18 protein-coding genes are annotated in these 21,525 nt (G+C 60.4%); 10 read left to right on the plus strand and 8 right to left on the minus strand.

Annotated features, from left to right (window positions below):
* The first annotated feature begins 67 nt into the window (after window positions 1-67).
* Both AC07VF_RS07090 and AC07VF_RS07095 read left to right on the plus strand, forming a co-directional pair.
* Window positions 68-1,495, plus strand: a complete 1,428-nt coding sequence (locus tag AC07VF_RS07090) for an aminotransferase-like domain-containing protein (RefSeq protein WP_423571964.1) — start codon at window positions 68-70, stop codon at window positions 1,493-1,495.
* A gap of 92 nt (window positions 1,496-1,587) precedes the next feature.
* On the plus strand, window positions 1,588-3,177 hold the full coding sequence (locus tag AC07VF_RS07095) for a phospholipase D family protein (RefSeq protein ID WP_495008363.1): 1,590 nt from the start codon (window positions 1,588-1,590) through the stop codon (window positions 3,175-3,177).
* On the opposite strand, the gene AC07VF_RS07100 is transcribed toward AC07VF_RS07095, so the two are convergent.
* Together AC07VF_RS07100 and AC07VF_RS07105 are read right to left on the minus strand one after the other, a co-directional pair.
* Complete coding sequence (locus tag AC07VF_RS07100) at window positions 3,174-4,319, minus strand: MFS transporter (protein WP_495008362.1); 1,146 nt, start codon at window positions 4,317-4,319, stop codon at window positions 3,174-3,176. The two genes, AC07VF_RS07095 and AC07VF_RS07100, sit on opposite strands and share 4 nt — an antisense overlap.
* Window positions 4,320-4,427: 108 nt before the next feature.
* A complete protein-coding gene (locus AC07VF_RS07105; protein WP_346627403.1) occupies window positions 4,428-5,921 on the minus strand; it encodes an aldehyde dehydrogenase in 1,494 nt (497 codons plus the stop codon).
* A gap of 260 nt (window positions 5,922-6,181) precedes the next feature.
* On the opposite strand from AC07VF_RS07105, the gene AC07VF_RS07110 reads away from it, so the two are divergent.
* On the plus strand, window positions 6,182-6,544 hold the full coding sequence (locus AC07VF_RS07110) for a cupin domain-containing protein (protein ID WP_346627402.1): 363 nt from the start codon (window positions 6,182-6,184) through the stop codon (window positions 6,542-6,544).
* A gap of 78 nt (window positions 6,545-6,622) precedes the next feature.
* Here AC07VF_RS07110 and rpmG read toward each other — a convergent pair whose 3' ends face one another.
* Entirely contained in the window at window positions 6,623-6,778 is a 156-nt protein-coding gene (gene rpmG, locus AC07VF_RS07115; RefSeq protein ID WP_010225867.1) for a 50S ribosomal protein L33, read from the minus strand.
* Between the two features lie 11 nt (window positions 6,779-6,789).
* Window positions 6,790-7,026: a 50S ribosomal protein L28 gene (rpmB, locus tag AC07VF_RS07120; RefSeq protein WP_037016669.1), complete on the minus strand. Its 237-nt coding sequence runs from the start codon at window positions 7,024-7,026 to the stop codon at window positions 6,790-6,792.
* A gap of 362 nt (window positions 7,027-7,388) precedes the next feature.
* On the opposite strand from rpmB, the gene AC07VF_RS07125 reads away from it, so the two are divergent.
* Complete coding sequence (locus AC07VF_RS07125) at window positions 7,389-8,969, plus strand: ABC transporter substrate-binding protein (protein ID WP_495008361.1); 1,581 nt, start codon at window positions 7,389-7,391, stop codon at window positions 8,967-8,969.
* A 203-nt stretch (window positions 8,970-9,172) separates the two neighbouring features.
* Here the strand turns inward: AC07VF_RS07125 and radC are convergent, their stop codons facing one another.
* Complete coding sequence (radC, locus tag AC07VF_RS07130; RefSeq protein WP_192171453.1) at window positions 9,173-9,847, minus strand: RadC family protein; 675 nt, start codon at window positions 9,845-9,847, stop codon at window positions 9,173-9,175.
* A 132-nt stretch (window positions 9,848-9,979) separates the two neighbouring features.
* On the opposite strand from radC, the gene coaBC reads away from it, so the two are divergent.
* From coaBC to AC07VF_RS07155, 5 genes are all read left to right on the plus strand, one after another.
* Entirely contained in the window at window positions 9,980-11,188 is a 1,209-nt protein-coding gene (coaBC, locus tag AC07VF_RS07135) for a bifunctional phosphopantothenoylcysteine decarboxylase/phosphopantothenate--cysteine ligase CoaBC (protein ID WP_495008360.1), read from the plus strand.
* A 6-nt stretch (window positions 11,189-11,194) separates the two neighbouring features.
* Complete coding sequence (gene dut / locus AC07VF_RS07140; RefSeq protein ID WP_192171455.1) at window positions 11,195-11,650, plus strand: dUTP diphosphatase; 456 nt, start codon at window positions 11,195-11,197, stop codon at window positions 11,648-11,650.
* Between the two features lie 1,304 nt (window positions 11,651-12,954).
* Window positions 12,955-14,352, plus strand: a complete 1,398-nt coding sequence (locus AC07VF_RS07145) for a phosphomannomutase/phosphoglucomutase (protein ID WP_495008453.1) — start codon at window positions 12,955-12,957, stop codon at window positions 14,350-14,352.
* A gap of 22 nt (window positions 14,353-14,374) precedes the next feature.
* Window positions 14,375-15,280, plus strand: a complete 906-nt coding sequence (gene argB, locus AC07VF_RS07150) for an acetylglutamate kinase (RefSeq protein ID WP_495008359.1) — start codon at window positions 14,375-14,377, stop codon at window positions 15,278-15,280.
* A gap of 177 nt (window positions 15,281-15,457) precedes the next feature.
* Window positions 15,458-18,895, plus strand: a complete 3,438-nt coding sequence (locus AC07VF_RS07155; RefSeq protein ID WP_495008358.1) for a ParB/RepB/Spo0J family partition protein — start codon at window positions 15,458-15,460, stop codon at window positions 18,893-18,895.
* Between the two features lie 21 nt (window positions 18,896-18,916).
* On the opposite strand, the gene AC07VF_RS07160 is transcribed toward AC07VF_RS07155, so the two are convergent.
* A complete protein-coding gene (locus AC07VF_RS07160; protein ID WP_495008357.1) occupies window positions 18,917-19,528 on the minus strand; it encodes a DUF4124 domain-containing protein in 612 nt (203 codons plus the stop codon).
* A gap of 12 nt (window positions 19,529-19,540) precedes the next feature.
* Window positions 19,541-20,182: an orotate phosphoribosyltransferase gene (gene pyrE / locus AC07VF_RS07165; protein ID WP_495008356.1), complete on the minus strand. Its 642-nt coding sequence runs from the start codon at window positions 20,180-20,182 to the stop codon at window positions 19,541-19,543.
* A gap of 82 nt (window positions 20,183-20,264) precedes the next feature.
* On the opposite strand from pyrE, the gene crc reads away from it, so the two are divergent.
* Window positions 20,265-21,044 (plus strand): catabolite repression control protein Crc, encoded by a 780-nt coding sequence (gene crc / locus AC07VF_RS07170; RefSeq protein ID WP_065988229.1) that lies wholly within the window; start codon window positions 20,265-20,267, stop codon window positions 21,042-21,044.
* Window positions 21,045-21,127: 83 nt separating this feature from the next.
* On the opposite strand, the gene AC07VF_RS07175 is transcribed toward crc, so the two are convergent.
* Entirely contained in the window at window positions 21,128-21,496 is a 369-nt protein-coding gene (locus AC07VF_RS07175; protein ID WP_192171460.1) for a DUF4870 domain-containing protein, read from the minus strand.
* Between the last annotated feature and the right edge of the window lie 29 nt (window positions 21,497-21,525).

The raw sequence follows: 21,525 nt of genomic DNA on the forward strand, positions 1-21,525 counted from the left end.
GCTGAATGCTGTATTTTCCCAACATCTGTATCGGTCTACCGATCGCATCACCTTGTGGGAGTACGCCATGACCCTCTACGTCAACCTCGCCGAATTGCTCGGCACGCGCATCGAAAACGGCTTTTATCGCCCCGGCGACCGGCTGCCTTCGGTGCGTGCGTTGAGTCTTGAGCACGGCGTCAGCCTGAGCACCGTGCAGCAGGCGTATCGATTGCTGGAAGACAACGGGCTCGCGCTGCCACGGCCCAAGTCCGGGTATTTCGTGCCGGCTGGCCGCAAGACGCCCGCCCTGCCTGCGATAGGCCGCCCCGCCCAGCGCCCGGTGGAAATCTCTCAGTGGGATCAAGTGCTGGAACTGGCACGAGCCGCACCCAGCCCTGACGTGGTTCAGCTGGGTCGCGGCATGCCCGACGTCACCAGCCCGACCTTACGGCCACTGACCCAGGCGCTGGGCAGAATCAGCCGTCGCTCCGACATGCCCGGGCTGTATTACGACAACATCCACGGTCGGCGCTGCCTGAGGGAGCAAGTCGCGCGGCTGCTGCTGGATTCCGGCACCAACATCGATCCGGACGATCTGGTGATCACCACTGGCGCCCAAGAGGCGCTGGCCATCTGTATCCGTTCGGTGTGCCAGCCGGGCGACATCGTCGCAGTCGACTCGCCCAGCTTTCACGGCGCCATGCAGGCGCTCAAGGGGCTGGGCATGAAAGCCCTGGAAATCCCCACCGACCCGCTCACCGGCATCAGCCTCGACGCATTGGAGTTGGCGCTGGAACAGTGGCCGATCAAGGCCATACAGCTGACGCCGAGCTGCAACAACCCGCTGGGCTACATCATGCCGGAGGACCGTAAACGCGCACTGCTGACCCTGGCGCAACGCTTCGATGTGGCGATCATCGAAGACGATGTGTATGGCGATCTGGCCTACACCTACCCTCGCCCGCGCACGATCAAATCCTTCGACGAAGACGGCCGCGTCCTGCTCTGCAGCTCGTTTTCCAAGACCTTGGCGCCGGGCCTGCGCGTCGGCTGGGTCGCGCCCGGTCGCTATCTCGATCGCGCGCTGCACATGAAATACATCAGCACCGGTTCGACCGCGACCCAGCCGCAGCTGGCGATTTCGGACTTTCTCAAGGCCGGACACTACGAGCCGCACATGCGCCGGATGCGCGGCCAGTACCAACGCAGTCGCGACCTGATGACCGGCTGGGTCACGCGTTACTTCCCGGAAGGCACCCGCGTGAGCCGTCCCCAGGGCGGCTTCATGCTGTGGATCGAGCTGCCGGAAGACTTCGACTCCTTGCGCCTGAACCGCGCGCTGCAGGGGCAAGGCGTACAGATCGCCGTGGGCAGCATATTTTCGGCGTCCGGCAAATACAGAAACTGCCTGCGGATGAACTTCGCCGCCAAACCGACCGCGCAAATCGAGGACGCGGTGCGCAAGGTCGGCGCTGCCACGGCGCTGCTCATGCAGCGGACCGACCCTGCATGACCTTTGCAGCTAAACCTTTTGAAGCTTTTAACCTTTTGCGGCTTTTAACCTTTAGGAGAAAGCGCGGTCATATCGCCATGACTGATTTTCGGATGACCGCGTTGACGAACTTACGGGCGGTGCCCCTCCTCCTGGCTCTCGCCCTCGGCCTCAGCGGTTGTGCGCATACGCCCGCTCCTGACGGACCGAGTCAGGCGCTGCCGGCGGTGCAGTCTTCATTCGGCCGCTCGATCATGGCCCAGGCGGCGCCTCACGAGGGCCGTTCGGGCTTCCGCCTGCTGCCCAACAGCACCGAAGCCTTCATGGCCCGCGCCGAGCTGATTCGCAACGCCAAAACCAGCCTGGATCTGCAGTACTACATCGTTCACGACGGCCTGAGCACGCGGGCACTGGTTGACGAATTGCTCAAAGCTGCCGACCGCGGCGTCCGCGTGCGCATCCTGCTGGACGACACCACCAGCGACGGGCTGGATGAAGTCATCGCCACACTCGCTGCGCACCCGAATATTCAGATTCGCCTGTTCAATCCGCTCAATCTGGGCCGCAGCATGGGCGCCACCCGTAATCTGGGCCGGCTGTTCAATCTGTCCCAGCAGCATCGACGCATGCACAACAAGTTGTGGCTGGCCGACGGCGCCGTGGCCATCGTCGGCGGGCGCAATCTGGGTGACGAGTATTTCGACGCCGAACCCAATCTGAATTTCACCGACATCGACATGCTCAGCGTGGGCCCGGTGGCGGAACAGCTGGGTCACAGCTTCGATCAGTACTGGAACAGCGCGCTCAGCAAGCCGATCAACGACTTCCTCTACTGGCCACCCGATCGTAAGGATCTGACCAAAGCGCGCGCTCTGCTGGCCGAGTCGCTGGATCAGGCCCACGTTGAGAAGAAGGCCCTGTATGAACGGCTGATGGACTATCGGACTCACCCGCGCATGAAGACCTGGCTCAATGAGCTGATCTGGGCGCACAACCAGGCGTTGTGGGACGCGCCGACCAAGGTGCTGTCACGGGGCGAGCCCGACCCGCATCTGCTGCTGGCGACTCAATTGAGTCCTGATCTGGGCGGCGTGCACAAGGAACTGATGCTGATCTCAGCCTACTTCGTGCCCGGGCAGGAAGGCTTGGTGTACCTGACCGGACTCTCGGACAAAGGCGTGTCGGTGAACCTGCTGACGAATTCGCTGGAGGCCACCGACGTGCCGGCGGTACACGGCGGTTACGCGCCCTACCGCCGAGCACTGCTGGAGCACGGCGTGAAGCTGTTCGAACTGCGCCGCCAGCCAGGCGATCCGAGCAACGCCAAGGGCAGCGGACCTGCATTTCTGCACACAAACCTGATCAAGGGCGGCTCGGAATCGAGCCTGCACAGCAAGGCGATGATTTTTGATCGACAGAAGATGTTCGTGGGTTCGTTCAATTTCGATCCACGGTCAGTGCTGTGGAACACCGAAGTCGGCGTGCTGGTCGACAGCCCCGAGCTGACCGAATACCTGCGCGAGCTGGCGCTTCAGGGTATGGCGCCGGCCATCAGCTATCAGGTCAAGCTGGAGAACGACCGGCTGGTATGGGTGACCGAGGACAACGGCAAAATCCATACGCTGTCCAAAGAGCCCGGCGACTGGTGGCGCCGGATGAACGCCTGGTTCAGCACGGCGGTCGGCCTGGAAAAGATGCTTTAAGCCGCCACTGCTTGCGCGCCAAAGGCCTTGGGACGCTGGGACAGGATCACCAACCCCAGCGCCCCCGCCGCCATCAGCAACGGCAGCGCCTGACCGCTGACCCACTGGCTGCCAGCGCCTGCCGCCAAGGGGCCGAGCAGGCAACCGATCCCCCACAGCTGAGCGACATGGGCATTGGCGCGCACCAAGGCGTCATCGCGGTAGCGCTCGCCAATCAGAATCAGCGACAGCGTGAACAACCCGCCCGCACTGGCGCCGAACAGCACCCACAGCGGCCAGATGGCGATTGTGTCGACCAGCAGCGGGATCGCCAGGCTCGACACCGTCAGCACCAGCGCACACCCGGAAAACAGCCGCCGGCGGGAAACCCTGTCGGCCAGCGCGCCAATGGGCAGTTGCAGAAGCGCATCCCCCACCACCACGGTGCTGACCATCGCCAAAGCGATTTCAGGCGTGAAGCCCTGTTGCAGGCAATACACCGGCAGCAAGGTCAGAATCATCGCTTCAAACCCGGCGAATAACGCAATGGCCCACGCAATGGCCGGCAAGCTCCGACAGAAGCCGCCGAGATCGCGCAGCGTCACATGGCTGGATTCCGCGCTCGGCGCGCCTGTTCTGCCCAGCAACAGAAACGGCGATACCGCCAGCAACAGGGTCCCGACCCAGAACCCATAATCTGCTCCCGTGCCAATGAAGCCCAGCAGCACCGGCCCGCCCAGCTGACTCAGTGCGTAGGAACTGCCGTACAGCGCCACCAGCTTGCCGCGCAGCCGTTCGATCACCAACTGGTTGATCCAGCTCTCGCCGAGCACGAAGACGATGGTCAGGATCGTCCCGAGCATCAGCCTCAATACCAGCCAGATCCAGTAATTGGGCAGTAACGCCAGTAAACCCACTGAAAATGACCCGGCCCACAGGCACAGCCGCATCAGGTTGGCGGTGCCGAGTCTTGAAGCGAGCCGGCTGGCAAGGCTGGCACCCAGCAGCACGCCAATGGCCGGCATCGCAGCCATGACGCCAATGGCAAACGCACCGTAACCCCAAGCCTCCAGCCGCAGGGACACCAGCGGCATGCTCACGCCCAGCGCCAGACCGACGCTCAATACCGACGCCAGCACAGCGAAATAAGTACCCCAACGCATCACCACGCTCCTGTGGCTCAAAAGGACGAAACAAAACAGCCGGGCTTTGATGAAAGCCCGGCTGCGTTGGTTTTTACAGCGACTGAGTGTTGAAGCGCGCGCGGCCTTTTACAGCTTGATCCAGGTCGCCTTCAGCTCGGTGTATTTATCGAACGCGTGCAGCGACTTGTCGCGCCCGTTGCCGGACTGCTTAAAGCCACCAAACGGCGCAGTCATGTCGCCGCCATCGTACTGATTCACCCACACGCTGCCAGCGCGCAACGCCTTCGCGGTCAGATGCGCCTTGGACAAGTCAGCCGTCCACACCGCCGCGGCCAGGCCGTAAGGCGTGTCGTTGGCAATCTGAATGGCTTCGTCAGCGGTATCGAAGGTCAGCACAGAGAGCACTGGCCCGAAGATCTCTTCCTGAGCGATCTTCATCGCGTTGGTCACGCCGTCGAAGATCGTCGGCTCAACGTAGGTCCCGCCTGTCTCTTGAAGAATGCGCTTGCCGCCGACGACCAGCTTGGCGCCGTCGGTGTGGCCGGCTTCGATGTACGACAGCACGGTGTTCATCTGCTGGGTATCGACCAGCGCGCCAACGGTGGTTGACGGATCAAGCGGGTTACCCGGCTTCCAGGCTTTCAGCGCTTCGATCACCATCGGCAGGAATTTGTCCTTGATCGAGCGCTCGACCAACAGACGGGAGCCGGCTGTGCAGACCTCGCCCTGATTGAAGGCGATGGCGCTGGCCGCAGATTCCGCTGCAGCCTGCAGATCCGGCGCGTCAGCGAAGACGATGTTCGGGCTCTTGCCGCCGGCTTCCAGCCAGACGCGCTTCATGTTCGATTCGCCGGAGTAGATCAGCAACTGCTTGGCAATCTTCGTCGAACCGGTGAACACAGCCGTGTCGACGTCCATGTGCAGCGCCAGCGCTTTACCGACGGTGTGGCCGTAACCCGGCAGCACGTTCAGCACGCCAGCCGGAATACCGGCTTCGATGGCGAGCTGGGCGACGCGGATCGCGGTCAGCGGGGATTTTTCCGACGGTTTGAGGATCACCGAGTTGCCGCTCGACAGCGCAGGGCCCAGCTTCCAGGACGCCATCAACAGCGGGAAATTCCACGGCACGATGGCCGCCACTACGCCAATTGGTTCACGAGTCACCAAGCCCAATTGATCGTGCGGGGTCGGCGCCACTTCGTCGTACAGCTTGTCGATGGCCTCGCCGCTCCAGCTCAACGCCTGGGCGGAGCCGGGAATGTCGATGCCATAGGAGTCGCTGATCGGCTTGCCCATGTCGAGGGTTTCGAGCAGCGCCAGCTCTTCGACGTTCTCGTTGATCAGCTCGGCCAGACGAAGCATGGCTGCCTTGCGCTTGGCCGGCGCCAATCGCGACCAGACGCCGGAATTGAACGTAGCCCGGGCATTTTCAACGGCGCGCTGCGCGTCGGCGGCGTCACAGCTGGCGACGTGGGCGAGGAAGCGGCCATCGACCGGACTGATGCAGTCGAACGTCGAGCCGGATGCGGCGTCTGTGTATTCACCGTTGATGAAAGCACGGCCTTCGATTTTCAGATCCTGGGCGCGTTGTTCCCAGTCAGCATGAGTCAGGGTGGTCATGAAACGTCCTCCTCTTATGAAATAGGCACGTCTTCGCACTCGAATCGGGCTTCAGGGCAGGGCCTGACGCGTCATCGGATCGGCCGAAGGCATTCGCCACCCTAAACCAGCATTGGACGGATTTCCAATATATTGGACAGAAGCGGGCTAAATCTGGCCGGATCGTGCATTTTATTCAACAGCTGTTCGGGCTTGCTTGTGCTTTCCATCCGGCCCTCGGCAAGCAACAATCACGCAGCGCCTACTTTCAGGAATCAGATATGAGCATCGAAAGCATCGTCGACTTCAGCGAAGCCACTACCGCAGCGGAGCGTTTCACCCCTGCTGCTGAAAAGATCCTCAAGGGCGAGCCGAACCAGACGGTTTACAACCATTACAACAGCCCGTGCGGGCAGCTGAATGCAGGCGTCTGGGAAGGGGAAGTCGGTCAGTGGAAGGTAAATTACACCGAGCATGAGTACTGTGAAATCGTGCAGGGCGTCTCGGTCATCCGTGACGAAGCAGGCAAGTCGAAAACCCTGCGCGCGGGTGACCGCTTCGTGATTCCTGCAGGGTTCACAGGCACGTGGGAGGTGCTGGAGGCCTGCCGCAAGATCTATGTGGTGTTTGAACAGAAGGCCTGACTGTTAGTTGACCCACCTTATTTCACCCACAAAAAAGCCCGCATCGCTGCGGGCTTTTTTGTAAGAGGCAGAAATCAATTACTTGATTTTGGCTTCTTTGTAGATCACGTGCTTACGAACAACCGGATCGAATTTTTTAATTTCGATTTTGTCCGGAGTCGTGCGCTTGTTCTTGTCGGTGGTGTAGAAGTGGCCGGTGTTAGCGGTCGACACCAAACGGATCAATTCACGCATGATTTTCTCCCTTAGACCTTCGCGCCAGCACGGCGGATTTCGGCCAGAACAACCGTGATACCACGCTTGTCGATGATACGCATGCCTTTAGCAGATACGCGCAGACGTACGAAGCGTTTCTCTTCTTCAACCCAGAAGCGGTGATGCTGCAGGTTTGGCAGGAAACGACGACGGGTTTTGTTGTTTGCGTGGGAAATGTTATTCCCGGTTACCGGACCCTTACCGGTAACTTGACATACTCTCGACATGCCTCAGCCCTCTAAAACCACATGCCCAACCCGGCATGGGTTGGCCGCTTAATCTCTCAGTCATTTGGCGCCAGGCGCCGCGTTTCTTCAGGGGTCTTACCGGCCACACCTGAGGTGAAGGCAGCGGGCCCCTAGAAAAGAGCGCTGCTTTATACCAGAAAGCCCCCGGTGCAACAACACAAACCACGAATTGCCTGTCACAAAGCCAGGGCTTTCACCCGGCAACGCCAGCGGCGTTAGGCGCGGCGGGAAATATACCACTCGTCGCGCCGCAGCGATTGTTCTGCGCCAATCGATGGTCTAGGGTTACTGACTCTCCAGACTGCGCCGGCAGATGGGCTCTCTCTGAAAGGAAAATCGCCATGCGCCTAGCCGTTCTACCCCTGTTGCTCGCGTCCCTGTCCACACCACTGCTGGCCCAGGCGGCAACGACGCTGAGCGTCTGCACGGAAGCCAGCCCCGAAGGCTTTGACGTGGTGCAGTACAACTCGCTGACCACCACCAATGCTTCGGCCGACGTGCTGATGAACCGCCTGGTGGACTATGACGCCAAGCTGGTTCCGAGCCTGGCGCAGAGCTGGAGTGTGTCGCCGGACGGGCTGACCTACGACTTCAAACTTCGCGCCGGCGTGAAATTCCATCACACCGACTATTTCACCCCCACGCGCGAGCTCAACGCTGACGACGTGGTGTTCAGCTTCCAGCGCATGCTCGATCCGGCCAATCCGTGGAATAAGGTCGCTGTGCAGGGCTTCCCCCACGCGCAATCCATGCAATGGCCGTCGCTGATCAAGAAAGTCGAAGCGACCGATGCCACCACAGTGCGCATCACCCTGGACCACCCGGATGCGACCTTTCTGGCAACGCTCAGCATGGGCTTCGCTTCTATTTATTCCGCGGAGTACACCGCGCAGCTGTTGAAGGCCGGTACGCCGGAGAAGCTCAACAGCCAGCCGATTGGCACCGGGCCTTTTATCTTCAAGCGCTTCCAGAAAGACTCGGTGGTCCGTTACGAGGCCAATCCGGATTACTTCGCCGGCAAGCCAGCCGTTGATGCGCTGATCTACGCGATTACGCCGGACGCCAACGTCCGCCTGCAACGTATTCGCCGCAACGAGTGCCAGGTTGCCCTGTCGCCAAAGCCGATGGATGTCGCTGAAGCCGGCAAGGATTCGAACCTGAAGGTCGAAAAGACTGACGCCTTCATGACCGCTTTCCTGGCGATCAACAGCCAGCATCCGCCACTGGACAAACCGGAAGTGCGTCAGGCGATCAACCTGGCATTCGACAAAGATACTTACCTGAAAGCGGTATTCGAAGGCTCGGCGCGCCCGGCCAATGGTCCGTATCCGCCTAATACCTGGGGCTACGCCAGCGACCTGCCTGGCTACAAGCATGATGTGGCGAAGGCAAAGGAACTGCTGACCAAGGCCGGTCTGAAAGACGGCTTCAAGACGACGATCTGGACTCGGCCGTCGGGCAGCTTGCTCAATCCCAACCCTAACGCCGGCGCGCAGTTGCTGCAGAACGATCTGGCCGCGGTGGGGATCAAGGCGGAAATCAAAGTTATCGAATGGGGCGAGCTGATCCGCCGCGCCAAGACCGGCGAGCACGATCTGCTGTTCATGGGCTGGTCGGGGGATAACGGCGACCCGGATAACTTCCTGACGCCGCAGTTCTCCTGCGCCGCGGTCAAATCCGGCACCAACTTCGCGCGCTACTGCGATGAGGGGCTGGACAAGCTGATCAGCCAGGGCAAGGCGGTGACCGATCAGGCGCAGCGCAGCAAGCTGTATCACCAGGCTCAAGAGCAGATCCAGAAGCAGGCATTGTGGCTGCCGCTTGCGCATCCAACTGCCTATGCGCTGCTGCGCAAGAACGTCGAGGGTTATAGCGTGAGCCCGTTTGGTCGTCAGGATTTCTCAAAGGTGACCGTGAAGTAATTCGCGGGAGATCGGGAACCGGGCTCATACGCTCCCCCGCTGGATGCACGCGATGCTTAGTAGGACCGGCTTCAGCCGGGAAGAGGCCCGTTTGCACACCGTCGATTTTGCGGTGTGAATACCGACGCTTTCCCGGCTAAAGCCGGTCCTACATTCGTTCGGTGTCCAGCCCCAGAATCTCTGTGATTAGCCAGTCCTGGCCGCTACATCAACCCATACTCAACCATCGACAGCGGATCGCCGTCGCCGATGATCAAGTGATCCAGCACCACCACGTCCACCAGCGCCAGCGCCTGTTTCAGATGCCGCGTCAGGTCGATGTCGGCTTCGCTGGCGTCTTTGACGCCGGAGGGGTGGTTGTGACAAAGGATCAAACCCGCCGAGTTGTGGGCCAGTGCCCGCTTGACCACCTGCCGCGCGTGGACATGCGCCGTGTTGATCGAGCCGTGAAACAGCACTTCGAACGTCTGAACCCGGTTCTTGCTGTCCAGAAACAGACAGCCGAAGACTTCATGGGGCTCGTGCCGTAACAACGCCTTAAGGTAGCGACGCACCTGCGTCGGGTTTTCCAGCACGGAATCGCGCTTCAAATCCTCGCCCATGTTGCGCCGGGCCATTTCCATGACGGCCTGCAACTGCGCGAACTTGGCGGGTCCCAGACCCAACTCGCTGCTGAATGCCGTCAGGTTGGCTTCGAGCAACGCACGCAGGCTGCCGAACTGATGCAAAAGGTGCCGGGCCAGGTCCACGGCGCTTCTCCCCGACACCCCTGTGCGCAAGAAAATCGCCAGCAATTCGGCGTCCGACAGACTCGACGCCCCCCGCTCCAGCAGCTTCTCCCGCGGACGCTCTGCCGCCGGCCAATCGCGAATACTCATAGCAGCTCCCTGTATGTGGCGCCGCTGTTCCCGTGCGGTCGCTGTGCTATCTTAGCCGCTCTTTTTTGCGCGACGGTCAGGCCTGGGGAGGCGTAATGATTGCCGCGTGTTAACCGACCTAAAGGCAGGCCTATGCAGCGGCTGTATCGAAAACGCATCGTTCTCGGCGTCGGCGGTGGCATCGCGGCCTACAAGAGCGCCGAACTGGTCCGCCGTTTGCGCGACCACGGTGCGGAAGTCCGCGTCGTCATGACCAAAGGCGGCGCTGAATTCATCACCCCGCTGACCATGCAGGCCCTGTCCGGCCACCCCGTTCACCTGGATTTGCTCGACCCCGCAGCGGAAGCCGCCATGGGTCATATCGAGCTGGCCAAGTGGGCCGACATGATTCTTATCGCACCGGGCACCGCCGACCTCATGGCCCGTCTGGCCCAAGGCATTGCCAACGATTTGCTGACCACCGTGGTGCTGGCGACCGACGCTATCGTCGCCGTCGCGCCCGCGATGAATCAGGCCATGTGGCGCGACCCCTCCGTGCAGGCCAATCTGCAACTGCTCGAACAGCGCGGCTTTCGCATGTTTGGGCCGGCCAGCGGCAGTCAGGCCTGTGGCGACGTAGGCTACGGGCGCATGCTCGAACCCAATGATCTGGCGCAATCTGCCGCCGATTGTTTCCAACGCCTGACGCTGACCGGCAAGCATGTGCTGATCACTGCCGGCCCTACCCAGGAAAACATCGATCCGGTTCGCTATATCACCAACCACAGCTCCGGAAAAATGGGTTTCGCCCTGGCCGAAGCCGCTGCCGAAGCGGGCGCGCGCGTCACCCTGATCACCGGCCCGGTGAACCTGCAGACGCCTGACCGGGTGTCGCGCATCGACGTTGTCAGTGCCCGGGACATGCTCGCCGCCTGCGAAAATGCCATGCCTTGCGATCTCTTCATCGCCTCGGCAGCCGTTGCGGACTACCGGCCGGAAGTCGTCGCCACACAGAAATTGAAGAAAGATCCCACCACCGGTGATGGTCTTCTGCTGCAGATGGTCCGTAACCCGGACATTCTCGCCAGCATTGCACAGCGCCCGGATCGCCCGTTCAGCGTCGGCTTCGCGGCCGAAACCGAACACCTGCTCGATTACGCCGCACGCAAGCTCAAAGACAAGAACCTTGATTTGATCGTCGCCAATGACGTCGCCAATCCCAGCATTGGCTTCAACAGCGAAGAAAACGCCTGCAGCGTGATCGACCGAGCGTTGCAAGCGACGCTCTTCGCCCAGACCAGCAAAGCCAAGATCGCGCGGCAGCTGGTGACTTTTATCGCCGATCGCATGAACCAGGTTTAATCACGAATGCACGCTCTACAAGCCAAGATCCTCGACCCTCGCATTGGCAGCGAATTCCCGCTTCCCGCTTACGCCACTTCTGGCTCGGCCGGCCTCGACCTGCGCGCCATGCTGAAAGAAGACACTTTGCTCGAACCGGGTCAGACCCTCCTGATTCCTACCGGGCTGTCGATATACATCGCAGACCCTGGCCTGGCTGCACTGATTCTGCCGCGCTCGGGCCTGGGGCATAAACACGGCATCGTGCTGGGCAACCTGGTGGGCCTGATCGACTCCGACTACCAAGGCGAGCTGATGGTCTCCTGCTGGAACCGTGGCCAGACCGCTTTCAAGATCTCCATCGGCGAGCGTCTGGCTCAGCTTGTACTGGTGCCGGTGGTGCAGGCGCACTTTGAAATCGTCCAAGACTTTGACGAGAGTCAGCGCGGCGCAGGCGGCTTCGGCCACTCCGGCAGCCATTGATCCTGTCACAAACACTCACTTTGGCTAACGCATCGCTTTTGGCCTGACGGGCTTTGAGCGGTGCGAAAACAACAAGAACGCGTCAGGACGACCCAGCAGGGAGAGTTAGTTTGAAAGGCATCAAACGCACAGCCAAAGCGACCCCCGTTCCGGAAACAAGTGCCCCGGCCGGCAAAGACGCCAATCTGAGCCTGGCAAGTCCCGGCCTCATTCCTTCGCTCATCGGCCTGCTCGCGGCAATGGTGCTGGTGTGGCTTGCCATTCAAAGCCAGCCGCAGCAACAGGAGCAGCTGGTTCAGGCGTGGGGCAGCGCGCAAGCCGGGGCCGTCAACAAGGCCCTGCGCCAGATCAACGCCGACACCCAGGCCGCCGCGATGGACGCCGCGCTGAGCCAGGCCCTGTTGAGCAACAATCCGTCGGTCATCGAGAGCGCGCAGGCTCAATTGCGTTATCGAGACGGCGTGATAGGCGCACGGCTCAACCCTGTGGGATTCAACAGCGTAGACACCCAAAGCGCGCTGCCGATCAGCTTCGCCACGCTGGACATGCTGGCCAAGGCCGGCAAGGGTGAAACGCCTGCGCCCGAAGCGCGCAAAGTCGGCGACGCATGGCTGATCTACAGCGCCGCGCCCTTGCGCACGGCGCCAGACGCGCCGATCACCGGCACCCTGTTGCTGGCGTTTAACCCACAGCGGCTGATCAATGCGCTCCCCGAGACACCCGCCGATGCGGGTCAGGTGGTGCTCGTTCAGCAGTTTGGTAACGCCACCGCGCAGAATTTTCTCACGCGCGGCGAAGACGACGGCAGCCGTCCACAAGAATTTTCCACCGGCTACCCCAACTGGAAACTGACCTTTGCGGCCGGCCCCGCGCTGCAAGGCTCGACGCCCTGGCTGATGCTGCTGCTCGCCTTGCTGGTTGCCGCCGGGGCGATGCTGTTGGGGTTGTATCTGAACGAGAGTGCACTCAAGCGCCGGGTTGCTGCCGACGCGCGGCAGCTTGAGCAACTGCTGCAAGAACTCTCCGGGGGCAAGGCCGTCAAGGCCTTCAGCTTGAGCCTGCCCGCGTTGAACGGGCTCGCTCAGAGCATGGCGCGGTTCTCGCTGCGCAATAATCCAGCGGCAGCGGGGTCGACAGAACAGGGTCAGCCAGCCGGGAGACCGCCCCACGGCGCCGCACCGCTCCCTCCCGTTGTGTCGGAGGATGACCACCTGACCGACCCGCTGTTCCAGGACACCGATATCCTCGACCTCGACCTGATCGATGACCACCCTGACTCCCCGCAGTCGGAGCCATCCCGCGTCATGAGCAGCACCGCCTCCATCGCCCCGCCATTTCCCGAGACGATTTTCCGCGCTTATGACATTCGCGGAATCGTCGGCGATACGCTGAACGCCGAGACCGCCTACTGGATCGGCCGCGCCGTCGGTGCGGAAAGTTTCGCGCAGGGCGAGCCGCATGTTTCGGTAGGCCGCGACGGTCGACTCTCGGGGCCTGAGCTGGTCGCGGACTTGATCAAGGGGCTGCATGACAGTGGCTGCCACGTCAGCGACATCGGTCTGGTGCCCACGCCGGCGCTGTACTACGCCACTCACGTACTGGCGGGGAAAACCGGCGTCATGTTGACGGGCAGCCACAACCCGAAGGATTACAACGGCTTCAAGATCGTCATTGCCGGCGATACGCTGGCAGACGAGCAGATTCAGGCACTGCACGAACGCATCAAGGCCAACGACCTGCCGTCCGCCAAAGGCAGCATCATCAAGGTCAATATCCTCGACCGTTACGCCAGCGAGATCATTGGCGATGTGGTGCTCGCGCGGCGCATGAAAGTCGTGGTGGATTGCGGCAACGGTGTAGGTGGCGTTATCGCCCCGCAATTGATCGAAGCGCTGAATTGCGAAGTCATCCCGCTGTATTGCGAGGTCGACGGCAATTTCCCCAACCATCACCCTGATCCGGGCAAGCCGGAGAACCTTCAGGACCTGATCGCCAAGGTCCGGGAAACCGGCGCCGATCTGGGACTGGCCTTCGACGGTGATGCCGATCGTGTCGGTGTCGTCACCAATACCGGCACGATCATCTACCCTGACCGCCTGCTGATGCTGTTTGCCCGCGATGTGGTCAAGCGCAATCCTGGTGCTGACGTGATTTTCGACGTCAAATGCACGCGTCGCCTGATACCGTTGATCCACGAATACGGCGGCCGCCCGGTTATGTGGAAGACGGGTCATTCGCTTATCAAGAAGAAGATGAAAGAAAGCGGCGCGCTGCTGGCGGGCGAGATGAGCGGACACATCTTCTTCAAGGAGCGCTGGTTCGGTTTCGACGACGGCATCTACAGCGCAGCGCGTCTGCTGGAAATCCTCAGTCAGGAAAAACTCAGCGCCGAAGAGCTTTTCCAGACCTTTCCAAACGATCTGTCCACGCCCGAGATCAACATCAAAGTCACCGAAACCCGCAAGTTCAGCATCATGGAAGCGCTGGAGCGCGACGCCCAATGGGGCAACGCCAACCTCACCAGCATCGATGGTGTGCGGGTCGATTATCCGAAAGGCTGGGGCCTGGTTCGCGCTTCCAATACTACGCCCATGCTGGTATTACGCTTCGAGGCCGAAACCGAGCTTGAGCTGCAGCGGATCAAGGACGTCTTCCATACCCAGTTGAAACACGTAGCACCGGATCTAGAACTTCCTTTTTGACCCAATTTTGAGTGGAGCCCAAATGACCCTCGAACATGATGCCGCAGCCAATGCCGCCAAGGTCCTTTCCGAAGCGTTGCCCTACATCCGACGTTTTGTTGGCAAGACGCTTGTCATCAAATACGGCGGCAACGCCATGGAGAGCGAAGAGCTGAAAACCGGATTCGCCCGCGACATCGTGCTGATGAAGGCGGTGGGTATCAACCCGGTCGTGGTTCACGGCGGTGGCCCTCAGATTGGCGACCTGCTCAAGCGCCTGTCCATCGAAAGCCATTTCATCGACGGCATGCGCGTGACCGACGCCGAAACCATGGACGTGGTGGAAATGGTGCTGGGCGGCCAGGTCAACAAGGACATCGTCAACCTGATCAACCGCCACGGCGGCAGCGCCATCGGCCTGACCGGTAAAGACGCGCAGCTGATTCGTGCGAAGAAGATGAACGTCACGCGTCAGACCCCGGACATGCTCAAGCCGGAAATCATCGACATCGGCCATGTGGGTGAAGTTGTCGGCATCAACACCGACCTGCTGAACATGCTGGTGAAGGGCGATTTCATTCCGGTGATTGCGCCCATTGGCGTAGGCGCGGATGGCGAGTCCTACAACATCAACGCCGATCTGGTCGCAGGCAAAGTCGCTGAAGCCCTGAAGGCCGAAAAGCTGATGCTGCTGACCAACATCGCCGGCCTGATGGATAAGGAAGGCAAGGTGCTGACCGGCCTGACCACCGAGCAGGTCAATGGCCTGATCGCCGACGGCACTATCTACGGCGGGATGCTCCCAAAGATCCGTTGCGCACTGGAAGCGGTTCAGGGCGGCGTTAACACCTCGCACATCATCGACGGCCGTGTGCCGAATGCCGTGCTGCTGGAGATCTTTACCGATACCGGCGTTGGCACCTTGATCAGCAATCGCAAGCGTCACTGATTGCCGCTGTAAAGAGCCCCGCCCGGCCCACTGCCGGTCGGGGCTTTTTTACGGCCAGGTTTTAGTGGCGCCCACACAGGCTTCAGATTTATCCGACCGGCTAAAGCGCCATCTGATGACAGTCACACCCTCAGGAACTGAACACCGTAGGTCTCGCTCATTATTTCGAGACCTCTTATGTCCACGCTGCATCGCAATACCCCGCCACCCGTTCAGCCAGAACCCTCATTGGAACTCCTTTTGCCCGGCGAGCAGCCGAATGTAGAGCTGGCGCCCCCGGCAGATCTGTTGGAGCCCTACGTCAGCGCACAGTCGCTGACCGGGCACGACGCGCTTGAGGACGTCGCGCCATTCAGTGGCGTTTACAACGTCGACGGCCTGCTGTTCATCGAACTCGACGGCCGCACGTACGAAGTGGAATTCGATACCGACAACTTCCGCTTCAACCTTGTGGCACCTCGGGCGCCTGATCACGGGATGGACGAAAGCGCCGCGGCGCCAGCGAACCGGGAGCAGGTTCTACGCGGCTGGCACCCGACCTACCTCGCCGGCAGCCAGAGATGGTTGCTTTTACCCGCCACTTCACGCGTGAGTAGCACCGTAGAGCCTGCCCGACTCATGACGCTGCCTCATCAGGTCGACGCTTTGTTGACGACCGGGGATCTGGTCAGCATCAACGACACGGTTGGGCGTTTCCTGTTGCAAAACACGCCACAGCCGAACGACACCCAAGGTACGCAGACGCTGCTGTCGCTCCTCGCAGCCCCCCATTTGGCCGTCTTGAAGCCAGGCGCCAACGCTGCCAGGCCAACGCAAAAATCCCTGAGCATCGTCCTCGACTCGATGCTCAGCTCTGCGCCGGCCGAGACGCTCGCCGGTCAACTGCTCAAAGCGCTGGAATGGTACGGCGGCGAGGATGGTGAGGTCACCGCCCCGGTCATTCGCCAGCAACTGGTATGGGCGGCGCTCATGCTGGAGCTCAATCCCCCCGAGTACCAAAGGCCAGGACACGTTGCGGGTTGTGATCTGGAGGGGCCGCAGAATTGGGGCCTGACCTACCGGCAGCGTCAGACACGGCTGCTCAACGCGCTCGCAGCAAAGACCGCCACCCCTGAGCTGGCGCTGTACATCCTTTCGCCTGCCATTCCTGACTTCGTGGTGGAGGGCATCGATGAAGACCTGCGATACGGCACGGCGGCGTGGGTGAATTTCGTTCATGGCGTATCACTCGGCAATACGCTTGCTCCAGCGTTGGCATCGACGCTCACGTTCGAAGAACTGATTCAGTTGCCGATGAACTTGAGCAAGGAGGCGAGCTATGAAGAGCTGACCCTGATTGCCACCACCCGCGCACTTCCCAGCCTGACGTGGGCGACCGCCAATGGACTATCGCGCAGTGAGGGCACTCACGACTTTTCGCTGTCGGAGATGGACGCGGCAGCGGCCGCCCTGGACGGTTACATTGCCAATGCGTTGGAGGCGGCCGAGGGAATGACCCGTGAGGTACCTGATCGCGTTCGACTAGCGATGGGCAAGCTTCGCGACATTTTTGGCGCCGAGGCCGACGACATCAAAAAAATGCTCATGTATCCCGCCGCTTTCAGCAGGCGACTTGAACATTTATTGCGCAGTGACCCTTCAAGCGACGCTTCTCGTTTTTACTTGCTGGACGTTTTTTCAGCGGGAGAACTGGTGAACGGGACCGACACGTTCAAACCTGTCACGCCCCGAGCGCCAGTCAGAGGAGGGTTTGAGAGGATCTCGACCCCGCTTATCGGCATCGATATTCCGAGGATGTTTGAAGCGCAATACCGGTTCTATGAAGCGCGAGCAAAAGCCGCCTACGCATTTATCATCGAGGAGTTGCTGACGCAGTTGCCCGCCGAGGATCGAAGAGCGCTTCACTACGGGAGGGTGAAGATTCATACGGTGCGCACATCCACGGGGAAGCTCGCAGGCTTCGAAGTGCCAGAAGACAGAGAACGTAAGCGGGGTCGCTACGGTTTTATCCTCGAATGTGCGGACCGGGAAAACACTTTTTACTACGAGCTTTTCCCTCTCGTGGGCGTTGCCGTACGTCATACCCGTTTGGCAATTCCTACCCGGCGCGCGCATCCCTTTCCTTCAGCACTGCCCTCAGCGCTGGAAATCGTGTCCGGAAATGCCGTGGGTATCGACTGGGACGCCTACGCCAACCTTACCAAGCCACAACCCGGCAAAACCTCTGTGGTCATCAGCGAAATGGTCGCCGAGCTCGCCCCGCTCGCCTCCCTGCCCGACGATGCAGGCACTGCCCTGACATCGGCACGCCTGAAGGACATTTCGTTCGAGGTAGCGACAACCCACCTGTTTTTTTACTCCCATGACGCCTACCTCCATCACCGCCATCAGACAGCATCGGAAGAGGTGGCCAGCAACTACCCTCCACTCTTGCGCAGTCTTGAACTGTTCGTTCCAGGGCTCGCCTGCACCAATGCGATTGCGACGGATGAGTCACCCGCCGTCGCCTGTACGCTGGACGCGCTCACTTTCGGCATCCCGGCATTGAGGCTTTTACGAGGTGCAATCAGACTGGCATTCAATGCGGGCAAGCTGAGTGTTATGCGGGCCCTGCCGACATTCGCGCAGTTGATGCCCGCCGTATTTCTGAGCTCTGCTCATGTGTATCGAGCGACACGCGCTTCCAGCACTTTCATGCCTGGGGCCATCGGCAAGCTGCTCGCTTCAAAGGCGTTCAATATGAACGCCTTTCATGCCCTGGCTCGTCGAATGCACGGCATCGCCAGGTCAACAGCAGGCATAAGCCAGGGCCTGCGCCACGTCTCTGGCATCCCCACCATCACAACGCCCACGCAATGGCACGGCACGAGCACCATGGATGTCCTCGCCAAAGTCGGGGACATTGAGAATGTGCCGGTGCGCAGAATCTCCAACGCTGTGTCTCGCACGCAGGGCGCCTATTACCTGATTACCTCGGGGTGCGCATATGGCCCACGGCTGATCGCGCGACGAGCCATGGGGAATTCACTGCAACGCATCAACGGCAGGCCGGGCTATCCCCTGTCTGGCCGAGGCGCGATGAAAAACCCCATCGCGGGACCCGATAGCGGCACGCTGGGCCCTGCGATCGATGCCACTACTGATCTGGCAGACGTGATGAAGGTCAATGGCATCAGTGCAACGCCAGAGCAGCTCACTGCCATCAGAGAAGCGGTGGAGGACGGAACGCCGCTGTTTATCTACGAAACCGCCAACGGCAGCAAAAGCATCGCGCTCCATGATGTGTACGACGGGATATATCTGGACGCCCTCACCAACTTGCGGGTGAGCGTTTTCAGGTTTTATAACCATGCCACCCTGAAAACATGGCGTGTAGACCCTGCACTTCAGGCTAATGTCATGCAGGTCGCCCCACAGCGCCTGAACCCCGGTCGAGGAGAGTTGATTCAGAAGCGGCTGGACGACATCAAGTCAGGCATTACCGAGGGGCAATACCTGCCGCCTATCCACGTCAGGGAGCTGGAAAACGGCGCTTATCCGGTGGTCAACGGCAATCATCGGCTTGCCGCTGCGCTCGACATGCAGCTTGAGACTGTCCCGGTGCTGATCGTCTGATCCGAAGCGAGGGCGCGCAGGCTAGCGGCCCAAAAGCTTCTGCAACCGCGCACGATCTTGCGCGAACTCGGTTTCGGCCTGGGTTCGCGCAGTCTGATAGCGCAGGATGTCGACTTTCAGGTTCTGCTGCTGATCGCGCAGGTCGTCCATCTGATCGAGCAGCGTCTTGGGCACAGGATGCCCTGCCCGCTCCTGATCAGCCGCCTGCGTCTGGAGTGCGCCCTGCTGCGTGAAGAGGTTCTGAATGTTGCCTTGAGCTACGACGATCAAGCCGTCGAGTTCAGCGAGCCGACGATTCTTCGCCCGGTCGACGTCTTCGACGCTGGTGTACAGCCGAAGCAGATGCGCATCGGCGTCGGATTGCAGCTTGGCGGCCTGGGCATCGCGCAATTCATCGGCCGAAGGTGCAGGCGGTATCGTCTGCACCACGCGACCGCGCTGATTCAGCACTTCATAACCCTTGCCGACGTACTCCGGGGGCACGCCCTGGCGATCGAGCACGGTCACGCCGCGATTGTCGACGTAGCGATACAGCACGATGCCCGGGGCGTCGTCCGCTTGAACACTCGCGATGCAACCCAAACCCAGCGACAGACAGAAACCCAACGTGCCCAGCTTGAGCATAAACCGCATCCTTTTGGAGGCTCAGATTCCGTATTGAGCCCGGTAAGCCTCGACGGCAGGCAAGTGCTGCTTGAGCTGCGGATCGTCGGCCAGGAATTCCAGCACCTGATTTAACGAAACGATGCTCACCACCGGAATGCCGAAATCACGCTCGACTTCCTGAATGGCAGACAGCTCGCCATTGCCGCGCTCTTGGCGGTTCAACGCGATCAGCACGCCGGCAGCGTTCGCGTCCTGGGCCTGAATGATCTGCATGACTTCGCGAATCGCGGTGCCTGCAGTTATTACGTCATCGATGATCAACACATTGCCGGTCAACGGCGCGCCCACCAGGCTGCCGCCTTCGCCATGGGCCTTGGCCTCTTTGCGGTTGAAGCACCAGGGTAGGTCGAGGCCGTGATGGTCGGCCAGCGCCACGGCAGTCGCCGCTGCAAGGGGAATACCCTTGTAGGCCGGGCCGAACAGAACATCGAAGGAGATACCGCTTTCAACAACGGCAGCGGCGTAGAACTTACCCAGTTGGGCGAGGGCCGAACCACTGTTGAAAAGACCGGCATTGAAGAAGTAAGGACTGGTGCGCCCAGACTTCAATGTGAACTCACCGAAGCGCAAAACTCCGCGATCGATGGCAAAACGAATGAAATCGCGTTGATACGCCTGCATGAAAAAAGCCCCGAATACCACGGATTTAGCTAATTAGGTAGAGCTCGGGTATCATACACGCACGTGATTTTTGGGGCCATTTATGCGGATCATCAGTGTGAACGTTAATGGTATTCAGGCTGCAGTCGAGCGTGGTTTGCTCAGTTGGCTGCAAGCCCAGAATGCCGACGTCATCTGCCTTCAGGACACCCGCGCCTCCGCCTTTGAACTGGACGACCCAGCCTTCCAACTGGACGGCTACTTCCTATATGCCTGCGAAGCCGAAGTGCCTGCCCAGGGTGGCGTGGCGCTTTACTCGCGGCTGCAGCCGAAGGCAGTTATCAACGGTCTTGGTTTCGAGACGGCTGATCGTTACGGGCGTTACCTGCAGGCAGATTTCGACAAAGTCAGTATCGCTACCTTGCTGCTTCCTTCCGGGATGAACGGCGATGAAGACTTGAATCAGAAATTCAAGCTCATGGACGATTTCGGCAAGTACCTCGACAAGCAGCGGCGCAAACGTCGCGAGTACATTTACTGTGGCTCGCTGTATGTGGCGCAACAGAAGCTGGACATCAAGAACTGGCGTGACAGCCAGCAATCTCCGGGCTTCCTGGCACCAGAGCGTGCATGGATGGACGAGATCGTTGGCAACATGGGTTACGTCGATGCCCTGCGCGAAGTCAGCCGTGAAGGCGATCAGTACAGCTGGTGGCCGGATAACGAACAGGCCGAGATGCTCAACCTGGGCTGGCGCTTCGATTATCAACTGCTGACCCCGGGCCTGCGTCGTTTCGTACGCAGTGCGCGCCTTCCACGCCAGCCGCGCTTCTCGCAACACGCGCCGCTGATCGTGGATTACGACTGGACGCTCACCATCTGACGTTCAGTTGCTCAAAAAAAGCCGACGTGAAGTCGGCTTTTGTTTGTCCGCAGATCAGGCATTTGCCCGATCCCCGTGAAGTCTTACTTGATCAACCGCCAGGTAAACGGATAGCGGTAGGCGATGCCGTCATTGACCTTGACGCCCGCGATGATCGTCAGCACCAGCGCGCCGACGCCCACCAGCATCAACAGCGGAAAGCCGATAATCACTACCATCAGCAAAAAACAGATCATCGCGGCGATGGCGACGGTGATCTGAAAATTGAGGGCTTCCTTCCCCTGGGCATCGATGTACGGGTCGACTTCTTTCTTGAGCTGCCAGACGATCAGGGGCCCGAGCAAATTGCCGAACGGGAAGATCAGGCCGAAGAACGCCGCGAAGTGGCACAGCATCGCCCACTGACGGACTTCTTTACTCGGCGTTGGCAACGGCGACTGACTCTCGATCATCATGCTTTCCCTGTTTTGATGTAGTGCTC

The sequence above is a fragment of the Pseudomonas sp. GW821-FHT02H06 genome (genome assembly GCF_059421525.1).